Origin of the sequence: Acinetobacter sp. WU_MDCI_Abxc222 (genome assembly GCF_025514755.1) — a bacterium.
In the GTDB taxonomy this organism is placed as follows: Bacteria; Pseudomonadota; Gammaproteobacteria; order Pseudomonadales; family Moraxellaceae; genus Acinetobacter; species Acinetobacter geminorum.
Map to the genome: position 1 here is coordinate 260981 of NZ_JAHPVG010000004.1, position 19782 is coordinate 280762.

Sequence of the window (19782 nt, forward strand, 5' to 3'; positions counted from 1 at the left end):
ATAGACAGGCTTATCCACATGCCAAATATTTGTTAATCTTCAGATTACGCATTTTATCAGCATTTTTCATGCAATTTTATCCTCAGCAAAATACCCTAAAATGGCATCAAGACGCAGAATAAACTCGACGCTAGGTTCCCAATAATAGTACCCCTGCTCTGCTTCACCATTCATACCACGTAAATAAAGATAAGTTGCCCCACCCAAATGTTGCTCAATTTGGTAATCCTGCATTTTGACTTGCAAATAGCGATGTAACGCAACGAGATATAATCCTGCTTGTAACCAGTAACTTGCCAAAGACATGCTTTGAGCAATGCTATCGCTACGATAGTCTGCAAGATCATCACCTAAGTAATTACTTTTATAATCGGCAATGTGGTAACGCTGCCCATCAAAATAAACCAAATCGATAGAACCATTTAGGTAACGTGCTGAACGAGCCTCAAGTAACTCCGGCATATTCAATCCATACTCAGCGAAGAGTTGCTGAATACGAGTCATCGCTAGAACCCGATCTGACAATGCCAAATAAAAAGGAAACTCTGACAAATACTGCTCTTGTTGAAGCTGATTGAGCCGGAAACCTTGATCAAGCGGTGTTCGCAAAATATCTTTCAACCACTCTGCAACTGACTGGTAAAGCAGATTTTCTGCATCTTCCTCTTCTGGGAAACTCTCGTTATATTTATTAAGTAAATCTTGCCAAAGGCTACTATAGTCATTTTTAAAACGACGACGTATTTCTATGATCCACTCATCTGAATATTGAAAATCGATATGCTCAAATATTTCATGTAAGAAATTACCGGCAAGCGTTCCTCGCGGGAAGTTACTCTTGATCCAGTCAATCGGCTGAGCACCGATTGCTTCAGCAGTGTTGATTAAATCCAGCTCATCTTCTGCTAATACAGCATCATTGCTCTGACTCGCCAATAAATCTGTGCCAGCCTTATGTTTTAAATGCTGTGCCAAATAACTGAAACTGGTTTTACCTCTCGAATAAAAACGTTGTTCAGGAAACCGTTGTGCTTGTATTTCAATAATACTTGTTTGTTTGGCTAAATGAATTGCCTGTGGAATCTGCTCCAAAACCATTTCATCCGTACAGCAACGGTGTTGAAAAGGCTCAGTCCTATTTTTCCAAAACGCGAGGCCTGATACTGATTTACCATCCCCATCTTGTAAAAGCGCATAGACGCGGTGGCTTGCTCGCGTTAAAGCGACATACCAAAGTCGATTCTGTTCAGCGAGCGCTCGTTCTTCGTGCTGCTTAAGTTCTATTTCATTCAAATAAGTCTTGTCAGCAATCGCAACGACACGTTGAGTCAAAGTCTGGTTTGAGTCCGGTTTGACAATATCTTGGGTCGAAAAATTGAGTGTTTTATTATTTTCTCGAAAGGGCTTATCTGCACCTAATAAAAATACAATCTTAAATTCCAGCCCTTTTGACTGGTGAATTGTCATGAGCTGAACACCAGCTTCACTCGATAATTTACGTTCTAACTCCCAATCACGGTCAAGAGGAGAACGCAACTGTTTGAGATACCAGTGATAAAGGTTCTGAGCACCTGAGTATTTCTCACTGTGCTGACTCAGAATTTCAGTTAAATGACGCAAGTTCACCACAACCCGTTCATTATCTTTACTTTGGGCAGCGACCAAATTTTGCCATATATCAAACTGGATGAGGCATTGTTGCCATGCCACTAAAAAGCCTTGAGCGGACCACAACTCTCTAATCGTGTCAAAACCAGTCATAAACTGGCTTAACCCTTCGGCTGTCTGCTCAAGTTGCAAGAGTTGTTTTAAATCCATGGCAAATAGACGGCTAATTAAAGCTCGCTTCACTTTTGCCTCATCGTAAGGATGAAGTATGGCGGTCAACAAAGCACCCACATCTTGAGCAATCGTGCAGTCGAAAACACTTCGTTTTGATGGCCTATTAACCCGAATTCCTAAACGCTCTAGCTCAAATTGAACTTTATCCAACCCATCATGATTACGAGACAATACCGCAATATCATCTTCGTTTAAGACTTGAGTCTGAGCATCTTTTTGAAAATATAGCTGTCCAGCATGTGACTGGTTAAGTAGATCTCGAATCTTCCATGCAACTTGCTGAGCCTCTGTTTCTTTATCTTTGAGCATTAACCAGCGCAAAGGGTGAGGATTATGATTGTTCTGCTCAATCAGTACAGGATGAGGTCGAGTGCCCGCTCGAATTGGGTCATATTGAACCTCTTCACCAAAGTCGATTTGCCTTTGAAATAAGGCGTCGACCACTTCAACCAGATCTGCAACGGAACGATGGTTATGAATTAACTTATATTCGCGGCCATGTTTGGCTTGAATATCTTTATAGGCATTTAAAAAGGTAAGCATATCCCCACCACGGAAACCGTAAATTGCCTGTTTACGGTCACCCACCATAATCATACAACCTTTTTGGTAGCGCTCTGGATGGCGCCAAATGCTCGCTAGCATGTCGTCTTGATCTTGGTTAGTGTCCTGAAATTCATCAACCAAAATTAAGGGATAACGTGCCTGAACAAATACAGCAAAACGCTGCCCCTGCTCACCTTTTAAAGCTTCAGAAAGTGTACGAATTTGCTGAGAAAAAGTAGTTTCACCTTTATTTTGCAAAACCTGAGGTAAACGTTTTTTCACCTCTACACATAAATAGGCTTTTAAAAAAATATGAAGCTGGTCGAACTGCTCGGCGTAGTTTTTTAACACACCAAATAACTGCTGAATCTGTTGAATACAAGGATGCTGATAGAAACCATCTGAAATTTCAGCAGGACATTTCTTAAAAACTTTCTGATCGGCAAGTTGACCTAAAAACTTAAAAACAAGTTCTCGTTGTGCGGCTAATGACCCATCAAAAACCAAAATGCTGTCGCTTTGCTTTAGAACTTGTAGTAGCTGCGGTAAACATTCACTAAATAGTTTATTAAATGCCCCATTTCTAAATACTGTCCCGCTCACATGTTTATAGTGCTCGCCATCAAGCGAGTAATATGGTTCTAGAAGACTGATATCAATTTCTGCTGCCAGCTTTTTGAGCTGAGCAAGCTGTTCAAACTGAATGGTAGGCTTTTCGGGGAGTTTAAAGTGAGCCGAACTAAAATTCAGTGAGTCTTCGACCAGTTTGACAAAACTATCGACACTTTTTAATTCACCCGCCAGATACAACGCATCAATCACGGTCTGAGGTTGAGACTGTATCCATTCACGCAGTACATCATGGATCAGTTGCCGACTATAAGTTTTGGCATCATCGGTGATTTGAGCGCGTTCAATTTTGCCACTCTCAAAGGCAAACTCACGTAATAGTTTTTGGCTAAAGCTATCGAGTGTCCCGACAAATAACTCGTCTAACTGATCTATAACCAATTTCAAACGTTCACACGCATAGGCAATACGCGTCGCAAAATGCTTTAGAATATGCTGGAGTAATAAATCAGGTTCTTGCTCTGCCTGCGTAAGTAATTCTTGTTCTGTAAAACTACGCTTGGCATCTAAATAACGGTACGTTTCAACCAAACGGGCACGAATACGGCTTTTTAACTCGGCAGCGGCTGCACGGGTAAACGTGGTCGCAATGACTTGTCTAGGCAAGTACTTTTCAAGAAAGATACGGACCATCAAACTTGATAAGGTATAGGTTTTTCCTGTACCTGCCGAAGCTTCAATTAAGTGTAAGCCACTAAATTCAATATCAATAATAGGTTGATAAGACACCTGTACTCTTGAGTTCATGCCTTACTCCGAATGTTGAAATTGAAAAATCGGATGATACAGATCATACGCAAACTCATCACAAGCATGTTGAAGCAAAGCTTGCGCATCTTGTTCTTGTAAAATAAAGCTCCAGTCTCGATGCAACTTGCAAGCTTCATTTTGAGTCATATCCATTGTGGTAAATGACCCTGTTTCATTCCAGTATTTTAACAGCTCAGTGTAGCTCTTCTCATCCAGTTTTGCTTTTTCTGCCTGATTTGTTGTTTCCCACTGATATGCTTTGGCTTTTTCTAATGGTTTTAATAATAAGGCTGCTGGTAGAACCAATGGTTGTTGCTGTGCATGACGCCAGATTTTAAACCATGGCTGTAAATATTGCCGAGCTTGCTCAGAACTTACACCACTACAAATCACAGTTTGATCGCTAAAAACCACAATACGGCGTTTTTCAGCTCCTGCACTACCCTCATTCAAATAAGCTAACCAGAGCAGATATTCTAACCAAACTTTAGCACGTCTTTTTGCGCGAGCACTTGAAGGTTCCATGCTGACCCAGTCCCGAGTTTCAGACTTCGGAACGGTAATATTCATATGAAGCTGTTTAGCAATTCGCCAAATACGCTGAGTTGTTTGTGTCACTGCCGGTGCATAATGGTGAAGGCGTTCAAGCAAACATTCTTGCTCGAACACACCTTGTTGCCATGCGCTATATTTGACTTTACCTACAGGCAACTGATCAATTAATACTTCAGGTTGTGCTTGCTGTTCAGATTGTTGTAAAAAATGTCGAATCGCATAACGCCCTAAACCATCTAATAGCAAAGGTTCATTTTGGTCGAGCACTCCAACACTTCCTAAGTTTTCTACCCCTAAAGTCTTCAAATATAACCGTGCAGGGAATGTCACATCCTGTATCCACTGCTGACTTTCTAAAACCAACATATCCGGTGCTTGTAGCGGATAGGTCGTATTCGCCCAAGGTTGACGGCTTCCTGTGACTTGCTGAATTTGTGAAGCGACCTTAAACCAGTGATCTTGATAACGGATGACACTTTTTTCTAAAGTAAAACCTTTCGGGTCGAAGGGCTGTAAATTATGTAAGTGATAGAGTTGTTTTAATTGTGATGGAATTTCAATCCCTTCAATAACGACACTTTCAAGTACACCGTCTTCAGCTTTCACAATCAAGGCAAGATGTTCACGGAACTCTTGTAGAATACTAGAAGGTTCGCGCACCTCTCCATCGTTCACATCAAAGCCGTTATAAAATAGCCATAAATTTTCTTGGGCTAATAATAAAGCATCTAAAAACGCCCCTTGATCATCTTCAAGTCGAGAGCGATCGCCTAACTGTTGACGCAGTGCATCCATTAAATCAAATGGAACATGAGTATCGCGGTTTGGAAATTGCCCTGCATCAAGATTTAATAGGACCATTAAACGATAAGGTAACGGTCGAATGTGTCCAATTTGGGCAAAAGTAATTTGCCCAGTCGGCTCAGCTTGCGCACTTTGACTTTCTAAAGTCCGTTGAATTTCTTCAATAATATAAGGTAGTGGCAAGGTGATTTTGCGCAAAGTTCCTGTTTCTGTCTCGGCGTAATAACTTGCGAGGGTCAACATTCGCTCTTGTTTTTTAACAATTTCCCGCACAGCTTTTAGGGCAGCAACACCAACCTGCTCAAATTCAACAATATCTTTGCCCAGTACCTGAAGCCAATATTCAACGGTATAGACTTTCCCCTGCTCATGCAGAGTAAGCCAATCACGGCGCTCATTCAAATCCTGATAAATCTGAATGAGTGTACCCACCAACTCGAAATCGCTCGGTTGAACTTTGGCATAACTCAACACCTGATTAAATGTTGCATGCACAGGCACAGCAATGCCAAGGGCCAATCGCTCTAGGGCAAATTTAAAACTATATCGATAATCATCATCACCCTCACACAAACTGCGCTTGAGATGCTCTGCATCAAGCCCTCGTTTAAAGCCGGCATCGGCAAGTAAATTTAGAATTCGCTCAACCTGAACATATTCAAGTTCATAACGTTGTTGAGTCGCATACAAGCTTAACCAGTCAGCAAAATCATCAAAGCTAAAACGCCCCTGCATCAGTTGAATACGCCCAATTACTGCACGCCAAGCATTAAGTGCATCAAGTGATGCAACACCTGCAATCTTTACTGGCAAATGCACACCCTGCTCAGTGGCAGTAGCAGGAAATACACTTCGAATTAAAGGCTCTATGTCGGCCAAATTAGGAACTAAAACTAAAATATCGTTTGGTCGGCGCGGCTGTTCATGTGGTTTAGACAACCAACCAATCAATTGCTCTTTTAAAACTTCAAGCTGACGTAAAGTTGAATGACAAACATGAATCTGAATCGAGTCATCGTCTGGAGCGAGTTCATATTGCTTAGCTTGAGGTTCCACTAAATGCAAAATATCTGACTGAACTTTACCAAGCAGACTTTCAGGAAAATCATCCACAAAAGCATCAACCCACTTACCTTCTTCACCCGTAGATAAATTCGACAATAGTGAAAAGTGGTCACGGGCTTGTTTTCCTAATCTGGTTAAAAGCGGGTGTCTGGACTCACGCGCTTCAGCATTAAAGTTGAGTGTAAATTTATTAAAGAAATCAATAATTTCAGCATCTGTAGCCTTTGGATTTTTCGCAATAAAACGCTCTTTTACCCCTAAGTCATAACGCTGTTTCCAGAGTGGATCGACACTATCGGCCCAATATTCTTGTGAAGGGTTATAGTGCAAAATCAGTACATCAACGTATTGGCCTAAACGGCGCAAGAACTGTAACTGGCTTGGCGGCAAATCTAATAACGTAAAGATCACCACCTGATTAGGTAATCTTGAAATAGCACGCTTACTGCGGTCTGGATGATCTAACTCTTGCCAAAACAATGCATCAATTTGCTGCATCTGCAAAAAGTCATCATGAAAATGTTGTTGCCATAACCAACGCTGCCAACGTTCTAGCTCCTCAGTTTGATGTAATGCAAAAGCAGTCACTTCCTCATCTTTTTGCACAATATATTTTTCAATATCGAGTGCTCGGCCCTGCCCCCAAGCAGACAACCAGTTTTCCGGACAGGTACAACTATTTTCACAACCACGCTGACACTGCCCACGATAAATCATATAGTTACTAAATAGATCGGCAACCTGCTCAGCGACCCAGTACAGCATTTTTTGTTTTTTTAATTGTTTGTCTATGCCTTGTTCGAGTCGATCTGCGCTGTCATAAATACGCTGGACAATAGAATGTAAAGGATGCGACGAATCTATACTTATCGTGTCAGGTTGAATGAATTCGTGCAAAGCTTGATGCACCCGCCATTTAAAAATTAAACGTGGGATGTTCGCTTTACGAACCTGTTCTTTATGTGCAGTTAAAACTTGCTGGTAGGCGTACCACTGGAAGCCGCGTACCCGTTGGTGAAACTGGTAATTGGCACTCATGCCTTGCTGTTCTGCAAGTTTTTGTATCAGCCACTGCTCGACCGCAGGACTTGGAACAATAAAATGCTGGGTTTTCAAAACCTGTAATGGATGCGTTGAAGCTTGAGATGTAGACGTCAATACACCTTGCAACAACACATCAATACGTTGACTTTGAATAACATGAATCCCCATTTATTTCATATCCTGCTTGCATAATTTATGCACAAAATCATAAACATTCATTACTATACAACTGAATCTGACTATGTCACGTTGGTTTAAACACAGCATAATTTAACTTTAGGTGTCACTTACACTTGGTTTAAATGACGCCATCAAGAAACTTATACAGGTAGACATTATGAAAATTGACAAGATTCCTGACTATATTGATCCTAGCCTAAATCTGGAACAAATTCGCGATGAGTGTCATGATCTCATCAAAAAAAGAGCTTACGTCTCAGCAGGAGCGGCAATTGTACCGATTCCTTTTTTTGACGTGGCAGTCGATTTGGGAATTTTGTCGTACCTTATTCCAGATATCAATTCCCGTTTTGGCTTAGCACCTGAACACGTGAGTGTCTACGACCCGAAAACTAAAACAATTCATTGGGATGAACTACGTAAACGCGGTTTTGAATTTTCAGGCTTTGTAGTAGCGCGTACTACAGTTAAAAAAACATTTAATGGCTTTCTTGGCAAAATCGTAACGAAACAGGTGACTAAATTTATACCACTAGGTGGGCAAATTGTAGCAGCAAGTTTGGGCTATTTCATGATGAAAAAAATAGCAGAAACTCATCTGAATGATAGTTATAACCTTGCAAAACGTATTCAGCAAAAAAGCCGTAGCACTATTGTAAATTAATGTTTGCCTTGTAGCTGAGAGCTTAGTCTGCTCTCAGCTGTTTTAAAATGGCCTTCAACACTTCTAAACGTGCCGTATATTTATCATCGGTTGCGACAATATACCAAGGTGCATATTCAGTACTAGTTCGCTCAAACATATCTGCGGCCGCTTTTAAATAATCGTCCCACTTATCACGATTACGCCAATCCTCTGCGGTAATTTTAAAGCGTTTATGCGGTGTTTCTTCTCTGGCCTTAAAACGCTGCTCTTGCTCATCTTTACTAATCGCCAGCCAAATTTTTACTACAATCGTTTGACTATCAAATAAATCTTTTTCAAAGCGGTTTATTTCATCATAGGCACGCTGCCATTCTAAAGGTGAAGCAAAACCTTCGACACGTTCAACGAGTACACGTCCATACCATGTCCGATCAAAAATCGTGATTTTTTCGGCCTCATTAATGCGGTTCCAAAAGCGCCATAAGTAAGGATGACGTGCTTCAAAACGTTCAGGTGCTCCAATACAGTGAATATCATATTCACGCGGGTCTAGGTTTTTAACGATTCGCTTAATGGCCCCACCTTTACCAGCTGCGTCCATGCCTTCAAAAGCAATGACGACATTGCGTTGATCAAAACGCATGGCATCGGCAATTTTTTTACTCAGTTTATCGAGTTCTTTTTTATATTCTGCTTTTTCAAGTGGTTCGTTAGAAGGGTTTAATAAACTCTCTGGAATTTTAGCTTGCTGCCATTTTCCTTTAACTTCGGTTTCATGCTCTGGAAGTTGACGCATGTGTTGTAAAAGGTATTGCGCAAAAAACTGATCACGCTGCTTTTCATCTTCGCCATCAATAATGTACCAATCGTCGGTAAAACGACGACGTAACTTTTGCAAAGTGTCATATTGTTTTTTATTACGCCAGTCTAGGCCATGCAGCTTATGCCAGTGCTGTTCAGATGGATCTATCTTGTCTAAACGTTTTTGCAGTGATTTCCATGACAGATCGAACCAGACTTTGACCACATCGACATAGTTGTTTTTTAAATCTTGCTCAAATGCCCGCATATTTTCAACGTAAGCATCAAAGCGTGCTTCATCCAAAGGTTCAGACACGTGCGTTGCCGTGACGAGCAAATCGCTATACCAGTTGCCAAACATCACCACAATTTGCCCTTCAGTCGGAATGAACTCCGAGTAAGATTGCCAAAATGCTTCTGTATCTGTCAGCACACGTGGCGCGTCTGCTTTGACTCGTAAATATCGTGGATCTAGCCATTCACGAAGTTGCTTAACAGCCTCGCCTTTTCCAGCCAACTCAATACCACTCATTAATATTAGTGTGCTCTTAGCGTTGGGTTTGCCCCGACTTTCTTTTAACGCATATTGTGCTTCAATCAAATCGACTGAAAGCTGTTCTTCATCACGAATCTCAAATTTTGGTTGTTGTTCACTCATAGTCCACGGCTCTAATCTTTTATTGTTTAATTTCGATGATCTTTAACTTATGCGCTTAAATGATGAATTGCTATACAAATTATGTCATTGCGCCAAAATTCTGTTTAAAAATTGACGCATGAATCATTTTTTTTACATCTACTCGCCATAGTACAAGGTTACAATGCCTTTTATGATTTCTTGCAAATAGCCCAATATTAGAGCCTTAAATGTCTAAACTCGCTGCTTTTGATGATCTTTTACAACAATATAAAACATTTAATTATCACGATAATCCAGTACTTGCTCAGCGTTTGCAAGATGTACAAACATGGTTAAAAGAGCGGATGAAAGATACGCATCATGACTTTTTTAATCTGCCAGCGCACAAGCTCATGTCAGAGTACTTTTTAAATCGTTTATATGGTGGCCCAGAATTTGATGCTCTTGCAGCTCAAATCGAGCGTTTACTAAAATATGCCCATAAAGCAGAAAAAGTCTTACCTGAGAATGCAATTAAAACAGGTACTAAATCAGTAAGTTTGGCTGTACTTGCAACCCAACTTGATGAGCAAGTAGCAATGCAACTTCTTGATGACTATCCGGCAGATACAGTATTAACTGATGAGATTATGCGTTTAACCTTAATAAAGCTTGATCAGGCCGAAGCTCGTTATCAACAACTTGCTCTTCTTGACGATTTAGGTGCAGCACTCGATAAATACATGCGTTCATTTATGATGTTTACTGCTTTTAAAATGTGTAAAGGTATTGCCCAAAAATATCACTTCGAATTGATGTATGATTTCATTCAAGATGGTTTTAGTGCGATGAAACCGTTAAAATCAGCCGAGACCTTTATTAAGACTTTTACTGAAAAAGAACGCCAGATTATTGAAAATGTACATTCAGGGCATCCGAATCCGTTTAGAGTGTGATAAGGTCGGCACATAGAAAAACTCAACCTCGCGAAGTTGAGATTTTATTCATTATATTTGCATGATGATGCCTGTAAAAATAGACAAAATCTGTCATCATGCAGAACTTATTCCGTTTCACTTGAGTTTGAGTCTAGGAGAGACAATATGTCTAACGAAAACCAAAAGCCAACATCTCCAACTGAGCAGGCACAAAGTTCAGACAAAGTTAGCCCATTCCTAAGCTCACCTTTACCTCAAGGTACTCCTCAAGGGCAACAACAAACTTTACAGCAAACCTTAACAGACACACCTGTGAATGGCTCTGTACCTAAATACAATTTACCTCGTGGTGCTGGTAATACTGGCAACGTTGGTGAAACAACACATTTCGGTTACTCAACAGTTAGAACTGAAGATAAAGCACAAAAAGTTGCAGAAGTTTTCCACTCAGTTGCAAGCAAATATGACTTGATGAATGACTTGATGTCATTTGGTATTCACCGTTTGTGGAAGCGTTTTGCAATTAACATGTCTGGTGTCCGCCGTGGTCAACACGTGTTAGACATTGCTGGCGGTACAGGCGACTTAGCAAAAGTATTTAGCCGTGAAGTTGGTCCGCAAGGTCATGTTGTACTTTCAGACATTAACGAATCTATGCTCAATGTTGGCCGTGACCGTCTAATTGATGCTGGCTGTACCAATGTTGACTTCGTTCTTGCCAATGCTGAAACATTAGAACCTTTTGCAGACAACAGCTTTGACCTTGTAACCATTAGCTTTGGTTTACGTAACGTGACAGATAAAGACGCAGCACTTGCTTCTATGTTCCGTGTGTTAAAACCAGGTGGCCGTTTACTGATTCTTGAGTTTTCTAAACCTGTATTTGAGCCATTCTCAAAACTTTATGACCTCTATTCATTCACCGCTTTACCGATTATGGGTAAATTGGTTGCGAATGACTCAGAAAGCTATAAATATTTGGCTGAATCAATCCGTATGCACCCAGACCAACGCACCTTAAAAGGTATGATGGAAAATGCTGGCTTCCAGAACTGTGACTATCACAACCTTACTGCCGGTATCGTTGCCGTTCACCGTGGCTTCAAACTGTAAGGGATAACGATATGTGGTCGATTCTGGCACTCGGTGCAGTCGAACGTATCATTCATCATCTGATCGATCTGGATGCGGTTACTCGCATTCAGCTTAATCAGTTACAGGGCAAAATGTTGCGTGTTGTGATTGATAGTCCGCAGCTTTCTGTCGATGTGTTCTTTGACCAAGAAAAAGTACGTCTTGAACCTACCGTAACAGGTCATAGTGAAAAGCCTTCTATTTTTGAACAGCGTCCTTTTGATGCCCAATTCAAAATTTCTGAAGCAACCGCAACTTTGCATGTTAAAGATGTCGTTGAACTGATTAAATTATTGGTCAGCGATCCAGACCAGATTGGGAATATCCCGCTCCAAGGTGATTATCACCTATTACAGGATATTCAAAAAATTATGCAGCAAGCTGAACCTGATTTAGCTGCGCATTTATCAAGATGGGTGGGTCCTCAACTCGCTCATGAAATTGGCAAGATTCAACTTGCACCAAAACATTTAAAACGCTCGGTGCAAAGCCATCTGTTTTTTGCTGAAGATGCCTTAAAAGAAGATAGCGGCCTATTTGCCCCTCGCTGGGAAATGGACGACTTAACTCAAGCAACTCGCAAGCTTAATCAAGACATTGACCGTCTTGAAGCAAGATTGCAGCAACTCAATGCACAACTACAACCCTCTCAAGACTAGGTAAGACTTTATATGATTCCGCACGTTTCACGTTTACTCGAACTTTGGCGTATTGCAGCGCACTATAGACTCGATACGTTGTTCCCTGCGGATGAATTACCAGTTAAAGCTCAGCATGCATTAAATATTATTAAAATGCATCCAGCTGCATGGTCGAGTCGTGAACGTAAAAATCCTTTAAAGCTTAAAGAAGCTTTAGAAGATATGGGACCACTTGCAATCAAGCTTGGTCAATTACTGTCTACTCGCCGTGACCTAATTCCACCTGAGGTACTCGCTCAACTGGTTTTACTTCAAGATCAAGTAAAACCTTTTGATAGCAATGTTGCCAAACAACGTATTCAAGATTCTTTAAAAGCAGACGTAAATACTCTATTTGCCCGCTTTGATGACCAACCATTAGCTGCTGCTTCAATTGCACAAGTACATACAGCGGCACTGCATGATGGCCGTGAAGTTGTTGTTAAAGTTACTCGTCCGGACATTCGTAGCCAGATTTTACAAGACTTTGAAATTTTAGCTTGGCTAGGCAACACCTTAGAAAGTCGCCTAGAAGCTGCTCGTGCGTTGCATCTCACTGAAATTATTCAAGACTACCGTCAGATCATTTTAAATGAACTGGACTTGAGTATTGAGGCAGATAACACCCGTCGTATGCGCCATTACTTCACTGGTTCAACCATGATGTATGTGCCAGAAGTCTACATGGACACCAAAGATGTCATGGTGGCTGAGCGTATTACTGGTGTCCCTATTTCAGATACAGCAACCTTTGACCGTTTAGGCATGGATCGCGCACAACTTGCAGAAAAAGGGTTAACTATTTTCTTTACGCAAGTATTCCGCGATAACTTTTTCCATGCCGACATGCATCCCGGTAATGTCTTTGTAGAAACCATTAATCCAAGCAATCCACGCTTTATTGCACTGGACTGTGCGATTATGGGAGAGCTATCTAAACACGACCAGATGACAGTTGCCCGTATGTTGCTTGCTGTCATGAACAGCAACTTTATGCAGCTCATTCAAATTGTGCATCAAGCTGGCTGGATTCCACCGGGTACAGACCAAGATGCTCTCGCACGTGAAATGCGCCGTACTGTTGGGCCAATGGTATCTAAACCAATGGACCAGCTTGATTTTGCGGGTATCTTAATTCAAGTGATGGATATTGCTCGACGCTTCCATTTAGAAATTCCGCCACAGCTCATGCTGCTACTCAAAACTTTAGTGCATGTAGAAGGCCTAGGGACTGACCTTTACCCACAGCTCGACATCTGGAAATTGGCAAAACCAATTTTGACGGAATGGGTCAAATCCAACATGAACCCAGTCAAAAATGTAAAAGAACTCGGCCAGCAATTACCTGACCTGCTTTTAGGCGCTCAAGATTTCCCAAGCTTAATTATTGATAGCTTAAATGGTTTAAAAAATCAGTCAGCTTGGCAAGACCGCCAGTTACGCGAAATTCAGCAACTTCGTTTGCAAATGGAACATCAGCAACGCCGTAGTTGGATGTTCGGCAGTACTATGCTGATTTTGCTGACTATTGCAATTATTAGTCCTTGGTTTGTTTCGATTATTCTAATTGTGCTGAGTAGCTTATTAGCGCTTTGGCGTATATTGAAATAAGTTCAAAATCCCTTGCCAGTGCAAGGGATTTTTTTATGGAAAAAATTTAATTTTCAAAAAATTTATAGATCAGCTATTCGTTCATTGCTAAATTGAAGCTATAAATGCTTCAAAAGAACAAACAATGAAAACACCTCATTTTGCCATTATCGGTGCAGGTACAGCAGGTTTAGCCACTGCTATTTTGCTTGCCCGCCAAGGCAATAACGTTACTATTTTTGAACAAGTTGATGAGTTATCTCCGGTAGGTGCCGGTTTATTACTACAACCTGCGGGCTTAGCTGTATTTGAACACTTAGGTGTGCTCGAAAAAGCCTTAACATTAGGCGCAAGAGTAACAGGCCTAGAAGGACAACTTCCGGACAAGCGCCTTTTAGTTAATAGTCATTATCACGAAGCATCAGCAAACCTCTATGGTCTAGGTATACACCGAGCCACTTTGTGTCATGTACTCACTCAAAAGCTTAGCGAGTATTCAAGCCAGATCACTTGGCATATGAACCATTCTATTGAAAGTTTTGAAGAACATAATGATGAAGTTCGGATATTCGGCAGTCATCAAAACCAAAAGTTTGATGCTTGCTTTGATAGCCTACTCATTGCCAACGGTGCACGTAGCCAGTTACGCCCTAAAGCATGGGTAAAGGTTGACAAAGCTTATCCTTGGGGTGCGGCATGGAGTATCGTACCTGAGTGCCAAGTTCTTGATTCTGAAATTCTGCATCAATTTTATGATCGCTCGAAAATTATGATGGGAATTCTTCCTACAGGAGCGATTCCAACTGAACCTCAACAGCGCCTTTCAAGTGTTTTTTGGAGTCTACCTACACCACAACTACAAAGCTTTTTACAAGATGAGCAGGCTAAACAAGCTTGGTTAAAGCAAGTCTCAGAACGTTGGCCCAAAGTTGCAGAATGGCTGAAAGAAATTTTGTATAACAGTCAAACTCAGCCTAAATGGCTATCTGCAAACTACCGCGATGTGGTCCTGACTCAATTTGGTCAGGGTCGAATTGGTGTGATTGGAGATGCCGCTCATGCAATGAGCCCACAGTTGGGACAAGGCGCAAATATGGCATTATTGGATGCTTGGGCTTTTTCTCAGTCATTGCAACATGCCCAAAATAATCAAAAGATTGATTGGTCCCTGCTCTGGCAGCACTACCACCAGCTTCGCCGTTCATCCACCCAGTTTTATCAATTTCTTAGTCGCTTATTAACACCACTTTATCAATCTGATCATTGGTGGGCTGGAGGTTTAAGAGATCTAGTTTTTCCGTGGATGTATCAAATCCCTTATTTTCGAAAAGAAATGGCAATTACAATTTCAGGCTTAAAAACAGGGCCATTCCAACAACTGGCCTATGATCAGGTTGCTCAATTACCTAAAGAAAACAGTGCGTTTCATTTAGAAAGCGAATCTCTGTCTGACTATTAACCCAACCAAATAATGGTGAGTAACACATGAAAATTAGCCATCTTGATCATCTTGTTTTAACTGTCTCGAATATTGAAACCACCTGTCATTTCTATCAAACCGTATTAGGATTTGAGGTCATCATTTTTAAAGGTAATAGAAAGGCTCTAAAGTTTGGAAATCAAAAAATAAATTTACACCAGCAAGGTAACGAGTTTGAACCCAAGGCATTACAGCCGACTCCCGGATCTGCCGATTTGTGTTTTATTTCTGACACTCCCATTTCAGAAGTAGTTGCGCACCTTAATCAATTAAATATTCAAATTGAAGAAGGTCCGATTGAACGTACTGGTGCAATGTATCCTATTCTTTCAGTTTATATTCGTGATCCAGATCAAAATTTGATTGAGATTTCAAATATTCTAATGACTCAGCCATCTGAATAAGGCACTCATGAGTAAAAAGTACAAGCTACTCATTACGCTGACAAAGACAAAAAGGACAAAGAATTTTTCCGCAAAGCGACGTTGATGCCGTACACTATACAAGCTATTTTTAGCATCTAATTGAAATCAATTTATAGTTCATATTTCTTTGGTGATTCCTCATGAATAACACGCAATGGCTCGATGAAGTAAAATTTAACGAACAAGGTCTTATCCCTGCCATTGCTCAACATCATCAAACCGGACGTATTTTGATGGTGGCGTGGATGAACCGTGAATCACTTGCTCTCACAGCAGAAAAAAATCAGGCGGTGTATTTCTCTCGCTCTCGCCAAAAACTTTGGCACAAGGGTGAAGAATCAGGTCATTTCCAAACGGTTTATGAAATTCGTTTAGACTGCGACGGCGATGTAATCGTATTACAAGTTGAGCAACACGGCGGTATTGCATGCCATACAGGTCGTGAGTCTTGTTTCTACCGTAAACTTACCCCACAGGGCTGGGAAATTGTCGATGCACAATTAAAAGACCCTACTGCAATTTATGGCGATAAAGCCAAAACTGAAAGCCACGATCATGATCACACGACAGAACAAGTGGATGTACTTGCTCACTTAGGGCAATTAATGCAAGAGCGTAAACAAGCAGAAGCGGATACGTCATATGTTGCAAGCCTCTACAAAAAGGGCATCAATAAAATCTTGGAAAAAGTCGGTGAAGAAAGCGTAGAAACTATTATTGCTGCGAAAGACTACGCTGCTCAAAATACAGAAAGTAATTTAAATGACTTGATTTATGAAACTGCCGATTTGTGGTTCCATAGCATTGTCATGTTGGGTTATTTCGATCTTAATCCACAACTTATTATTGACGAATTAGCTCGTCGTCAGGGTTTATCTGGTTTAGTTGAAAAAGCTAACCGCAATAAGGTTTAAAATCACTCAGTGTCGAATATCGAAAAACCTAAAGCCACCTATGAGCAAGCAATTGCCATAGATAACGCACGTCTTGGGCAATCATTTAAAGTGATTGCCTATGCGGGTACAGGTAAAACTACTACCTTACAAATGATTAGTGATGCCATGCCTGAACGGCGCGGTATGTATCTAGCATTTAACAAGGCAATTGCAGGCGAAGCACAAAACAAATTTCATCGTAATGTAGATTGTCGTACTTTTCACTCCCTCGCTTTTCGCAGTGTGCCACGAGGTGTGACTGATAAATTACGCTTACCTCGCTTAAGCCCAAGTTTTATTGCAAAAGAATATCGACTACAACCTATAACTTTGCGACGCATGATGGGTGGACGTTATGAAAAATACGTCTTAATGCCAAGTCGCCTCGCAAGTCTTGTCGCCAATGCTGTCAGCTATTTTTGCTCGACCAGCTCGCAATACCCTGCTCCTCGACATATTCAGGCACCAAACTGGTTACATCCAGACGATATTACCGAGCTACAAACTCATCTTTACCCTGCTGTTGAACGCCGCTGGTTAGAGTCGATCGACCCAAATCATCAAGCAGGAATTGGTCACGATATTTACCTCAAACTTTGGGCATTGTCTGAACCGAACATTCCAGCCGATTATGTACTATTTGATGAAGCACAAGATGCTGATCCTTTAATGTTGGGCATTTTGCTTCGTCAAAAAAATACTCAGGTTATCTATGTTGGCGATGCACATCAGCAAATCTACGCGTGGCGTGGTGCAATTAATGCCATGCAACAATTGCCCTTACCAGAGTCTCGCCTCACCACTTCTTTTCGTTTTGGTGAAACGATTGCCGATGTTGCCAATGCATTGCTGGGCGGCTTAAATGAAACTGTTCCTCTGCTTGGTAATCCAAACCAGAAATCAAGTGTTGTAAATAAACCACACACTAAAATGCGTGATGCGATTTTGTGCCGTACCAATGCTCGTGCAATGGAACTTTTATTAGCTGGTTTAGTTCACGGCGATAAAGTAAGTTTGCAGGCTGACCATCAAAAACTAAACCGTTTTGTAGATGCCGCAAGCCTCTTAAAGCAAGGGAAACGGGTTACTGATGTACCTGAATTAGCATGGTTTAATTCATGGCATGATGTCCATGAATACTGTGAAACTAATGAAGGTAGTGATATTAAGCCATTGGTTAAACTTGTCGATGACCACGGCACCGACCCACTAAAAAAAGCGCTTGCAAAGATTACACCACTTGAGCAAGCTGACTACGTCATCTCTACAGCCCACAAAGCGAAAGGCTTAGAATGGAACCGCGTTCATATTGAAGATGACTATCAATTTAAAATTAATGGGTTAGAACACAAGATTACCGATGAAGAATTAAGATTACTGTACGTTGCCTGTACTCGTGCTAAAGTAAGTCTAAATATCCATCATCTTTATGATCTGATACAACAATTAAAACTAAGGGCGCCTTTAAGTCTTCGTCAGTCGGTTGGTTGAAGCGCTCATATTTAGGTGAGCCTATGAAACTTGAATCTGTCCAATTTAAACATATTGCTCTGTTTCACGACCTTAAAATACACTTTCACTATGAAAAACAGCCAATCACCTTAATTTTAGGTGAACAGGCAACTGGTAAAAGTATGTTACTCAAACATACTTACCATGCTTTAACTTGGCTCCCTGCTCGCCTTAAAGATTTGCGTAGTCCTGGTATTGTCATGCCTGATCAAGACATTACTCAGTCGCGTCTACAATCAAAAATTGAAGTGACCATTCAAGTTCCTTCTGAAATTGGCCATTTACCAGAAAGCACCTCTGCTCAGCAGGTAGATTCTTCGCTGTGTAGCTGGAAACTTTTTAAAACTTTAAATGCAAGTGGGATTGGAGTGAGCCAAGTTGAAACTCAGCAACTTGACCAAACCATGGCTCTTTATCAACAAGTCATAAAAAAAGATCCATTACAAGGACTTCCCTTAATCGCTTACTACCCAGCCGAGCGATTTGTAAATGATATTAATCTGCTTAATAAAAATTTACCTGGCATTACTCAAGCCATTTCAGCCTATGACATCAGCCCACTACCGTTTACAACTTTTACGCGCTTTTTTGAATGGCTACGAGAAATCAGTGATATTGAAAATGCTCAAGCTGCATATCTAGTACAACGGATTAGATCTAAACAGTCAGATCAGCAAGATCAAACAGAATTATTAAATGAGCTCCAAAAAGAGTTATCAGGGCAACCTAAACAGCTTACTTCACCCAATCTCTATGCCCTCAAGAATGCATTGAATATCGTTTTGCCTGAGCTTACAGATCTATATCTACAGTATCAGCCTCGACTACAACTCATGGTCGACTATGAAGATCAAACTTTACCTTTTCAGCAACTTTCAAATACAACAAAAACTTGGATTGCTTTAGTAGGCGATATAGCCCGCCGACTCTGTTTACTCAATCCTTTAAGCCTAAACCCTTGCCTTGAGGGGGATGGCGTTTTACTCATTGACCAGATTGATGCACAGCTCGACTCGACTCATTGCTCCGAGATCTTAAATCGACTTCATCAAGCCTTCCCACGCCTACAAATTATTGCAACAGGAAGTCGTGAAGAACTACTCGAACATGCCTCGACCTATCAATGTCTAAAATTAGAGCATGGTAAAATTAGCCATCTGGACCTAAATACGACCAAGCAACAGCTTGAACATATCTATACCTTACTTCAAAGAAGCGAACCTTTAACACCCTCTATAGAAGCACAGCCTCCGAGCTTAATAGACCCAACACCAGCACAGATTGAGGTTTTATTTCAGCAGATTCAGGGTTTGAATGAACAACAGAAAAATGAATTATTAAGAATGATTCATGCGGGAGACACACCGGAAGAGAGCCCCTCGGTTTGAGTTTTATAATCAAAAAACTGCACTCACAAAATATATGGTGGAATACGGTTTTTTAAGTACTCAAATAACTAGATGTTGTTACTACATGTAATAACATCAGATTTTCAATGCTTTTTTAGTGTACAATAAATTTCATTTTGCGTTTTTATTCTTCAAGTTGCGCAATACAACTTGTTTCTCGCTTTATTTTCTAATTTGGTTGGGTTTTCGGAATAATA

13 protein-coding genes are annotated in these 19782 nt (G+C 40.9%); 10 read left to right on the forward strand and 3 right to left on the reverse strand.

Annotation, left to right across the window (positions count from 1 at the left end; all coding sequences use genetic code 11):
• Nucleotides 1-66: 66 nt before the first annotated feature.
• Nucleotides 67-3765, reverse strand: coding sequence for a UvrD-helicase domain-containing protein (locus KTJ10_RS09160; RefSeq protein ID WP_262441847.1), 3699 nt, complete (start codon nucleotides 3763-3765; stop codon nucleotides 67-69).
• Nucleotides 3766-3768: 3 nt separating this feature from the next.
• Nucleotides 3769-7404: an exodeoxyribonuclease V subunit gamma gene (locus tag KTJ10_RS09165; protein ID WP_262441848.1), complete on the reverse strand. Its 3636-nt coding sequence runs from the start codon at nucleotides 7402-7404 to the stop codon at nucleotides 3769-3771.
• 169 nt (nucleotides 7405-7573) lie between these two features.
• Between KTJ10_RS09165 and KTJ10_RS09170 the strand changes: the two genes are divergently transcribed.
• Nucleotides 7574-8080, forward strand: coding sequence for a hypothetical protein (locus KTJ10_RS09170; RefSeq protein ID WP_005079307.1), 507 nt, complete (start codon nucleotides 7574-7576; stop codon nucleotides 8078-8080).
• Between the two features lie 22 nt (nucleotides 8081-8102).
• Here KTJ10_RS09170 and KTJ10_RS09175 read toward each other — a convergent pair whose 3' ends face one another.
• Nucleotides 8103-9521: a hypothetical protein gene (locus tag KTJ10_RS09175; RefSeq protein ID WP_005079309.1), complete on the reverse strand. Its 1419-nt coding sequence runs from the start codon at nucleotides 9519-9521 to the stop codon at nucleotides 8103-8105.
• Nucleotides 9522-9730: 209 nt separating this feature from the next.
• Here KTJ10_RS09175 and KTJ10_RS09180 point away from each other — a divergent pair, with 209 nt between their 5' ends.
• The 9 genes from KTJ10_RS09180 (at nucleotide 9731) to KTJ10_RS09220 (ending at nucleotide 19564) form a co-directional block, all read left to right on the forward strand.
• Nucleotides 9731-10438 carry an FFLEELY motif protein gene (locus tag KTJ10_RS09180; protein WP_262441849.1) on the forward strand — a complete coding sequence of 236 codons (708 nt, stop codon included), beginning with the start codon at nucleotides 9731-9733 and terminating at the stop codon, nucleotides 10436-10438.
• 147 nt (nucleotides 10439-10585) lie between these two features.
• Nucleotides 10586-11533 carry a bifunctional demethylmenaquinone methyltransferase/2-methoxy-6-polyprenyl-1,4-benzoquinol methylase UbiE gene (ubiE, locus tag KTJ10_RS09185; RefSeq protein WP_002114829.1) on the forward strand — a complete coding sequence of 316 codons (948 nt, stop codon included), beginning with the start codon at nucleotides 10586-10588 and terminating at the stop codon, nucleotides 11531-11533.
• A gap of 11 nt (nucleotides 11534-11544) precedes the next feature.
• Nucleotides 11545-12213 (forward strand): SCP2 domain-containing protein, encoded by a 669-nt coding sequence (locus KTJ10_RS09190; protein ID WP_017481961.1) that lies wholly within the window; start codon nucleotides 11545-11547, stop codon nucleotides 12211-12213.
• Nucleotides 12214-12225: 12 nt separating this feature from the next.
• On the forward strand, nucleotides 12226-13845 hold the full coding sequence (locus tag KTJ10_RS09195; RefSeq protein ID WP_005079317.1) for an ABC1 kinase family protein: 1620 nt from the start codon (nucleotides 12226-12228) through the stop codon (nucleotides 13843-13845).
• A gap of 124 nt (nucleotides 13846-13969) precedes the next feature.
• Complete coding sequence (locus KTJ10_RS09200; RefSeq protein WP_262441850.1) at nucleotides 13970-15283, forward strand: FAD-dependent oxidoreductase; 1314 nt, start codon at nucleotides 13970-13972, stop codon at nucleotides 15281-15283.
• A 26-nt stretch (nucleotides 15284-15309) separates the two neighbouring features.
• The gene (locus tag KTJ10_RS09205) at nucleotides 15310-15708 is read left to right on the forward strand and encodes a VOC family protein (protein WP_262441851.1); all 399 of its coding nucleotides are present in this window, start codon (nucleotides 15310-15312) and stop codon (nucleotides 15706-15708) included.
• 161 nt (nucleotides 15709-15869) lie between these two features.
• On the forward strand, nucleotides 15870-16643 hold the full coding sequence (hisIE, locus tag KTJ10_RS09210; protein WP_068565285.1) for a bifunctional phosphoribosyl-AMP cyclohydrolase/phosphoribosyl-ATP diphosphatase HisIE: 774 nt from the start codon (nucleotides 15870-15872) through the stop codon (nucleotides 16641-16643).
• A 9-nt stretch (nucleotides 16644-16652) separates the two neighbouring features.
• Entirely contained in the window at nucleotides 16653-18155 is a 1503-nt protein-coding gene (locus KTJ10_RS09215; RefSeq protein ID WP_032062860.1) for a UvrD-helicase domain-containing protein, read from the forward strand.
• 23 nt (nucleotides 18156-18178) lie between these two features.
• Nucleotides 18179-19564: an AAA family ATPase gene (locus tag KTJ10_RS09220; protein WP_262441853.1), complete on the forward strand. Its 1386-nt coding sequence runs from the start codon at nucleotides 18179-18181 to the stop codon at nucleotides 19562-19564.
• Nucleotides 19565-19782 lie beyond the last annotated feature (218 nt).

Excerpts from the sequence above, each read along its gene's own strand:
- KTJ10_RS09160 (WP_262441847.1), bottom strand. The coding sequence starts at position 3,765 with ATGAACTCAAGAGTACAGGTGTCTTATCAACCTATTATTGATATTGAA.
- KTJ10_RS09165 (WP_262441848.1), bottom strand. The coding sequence starts at position 7,404 with ATGGGGATTCATGTTATTCAAAGTCAACGTATTGATGTGTTGTTGCAA.
- KTJ10_RS09170 (WP_005079307.1), top strand. The coding sequence starts at position 7,574 with ATGAAAATTGACAAGATTCCTGACTATATTGATCCTAGCCTAAATCTG.
- KTJ10_RS09175 (WP_005079309.1), bottom strand. The coding sequence starts at position 9,521 with ATGAGTGAACAACAACCAAAATTTGAGATTCGTGATGAAGAACAGCTT.
- KTJ10_RS09180 (WP_262441849.1), top strand. The coding sequence starts at position 9,731 with ATGTCTAAACTCGCTGCTTTTGATGATCTTTTACAACAATATAAAACA.
- ubiE (WP_002114829.1), top strand. The coding sequence starts at position 10,586 with ATGTCTAACGAAAACCAAAAGCCAACATCTCCAACTGAGCAGGCACAA.
- KTJ10_RS09190 (WP_017481961.1), top strand. The coding sequence starts at position 11,545 with ATGTGGTCGATTCTGGCACTCGGTGCAGTCGAACGTATCATTCATCAT.
- KTJ10_RS09195 (WP_005079317.1), top strand. The coding sequence starts at position 12,226 with ATGATTCCGCACGTTTCACGTTTACTCGAACTTTGGCGTATTGCAGCG.
- KTJ10_RS09200 (WP_262441850.1), top strand. The coding sequence starts at position 13,970 with ATGAAAACACCTCATTTTGCCATTATCGGTGCAGGTACAGCAGGTTTA.
- KTJ10_RS09205 (WP_262441851.1), top strand. The coding sequence starts at position 15,310 with ATGAAAATTAGCCATCTTGATCATCTTGTTTTAACTGTCTCGAATATT.
- hisIE (WP_068565285.1), top strand. The coding sequence starts at position 15,870 with ATGAATAACACGCAATGGCTCGATGAAGTAAAATTTAACGAACAAGGT.
- KTJ10_RS09220 (WP_262441853.1), top strand. The coding sequence starts at position 18,179 with ATGAAACTTGAATCTGTCCAATTTAAACATATTGCTCTGTTTCACGAC.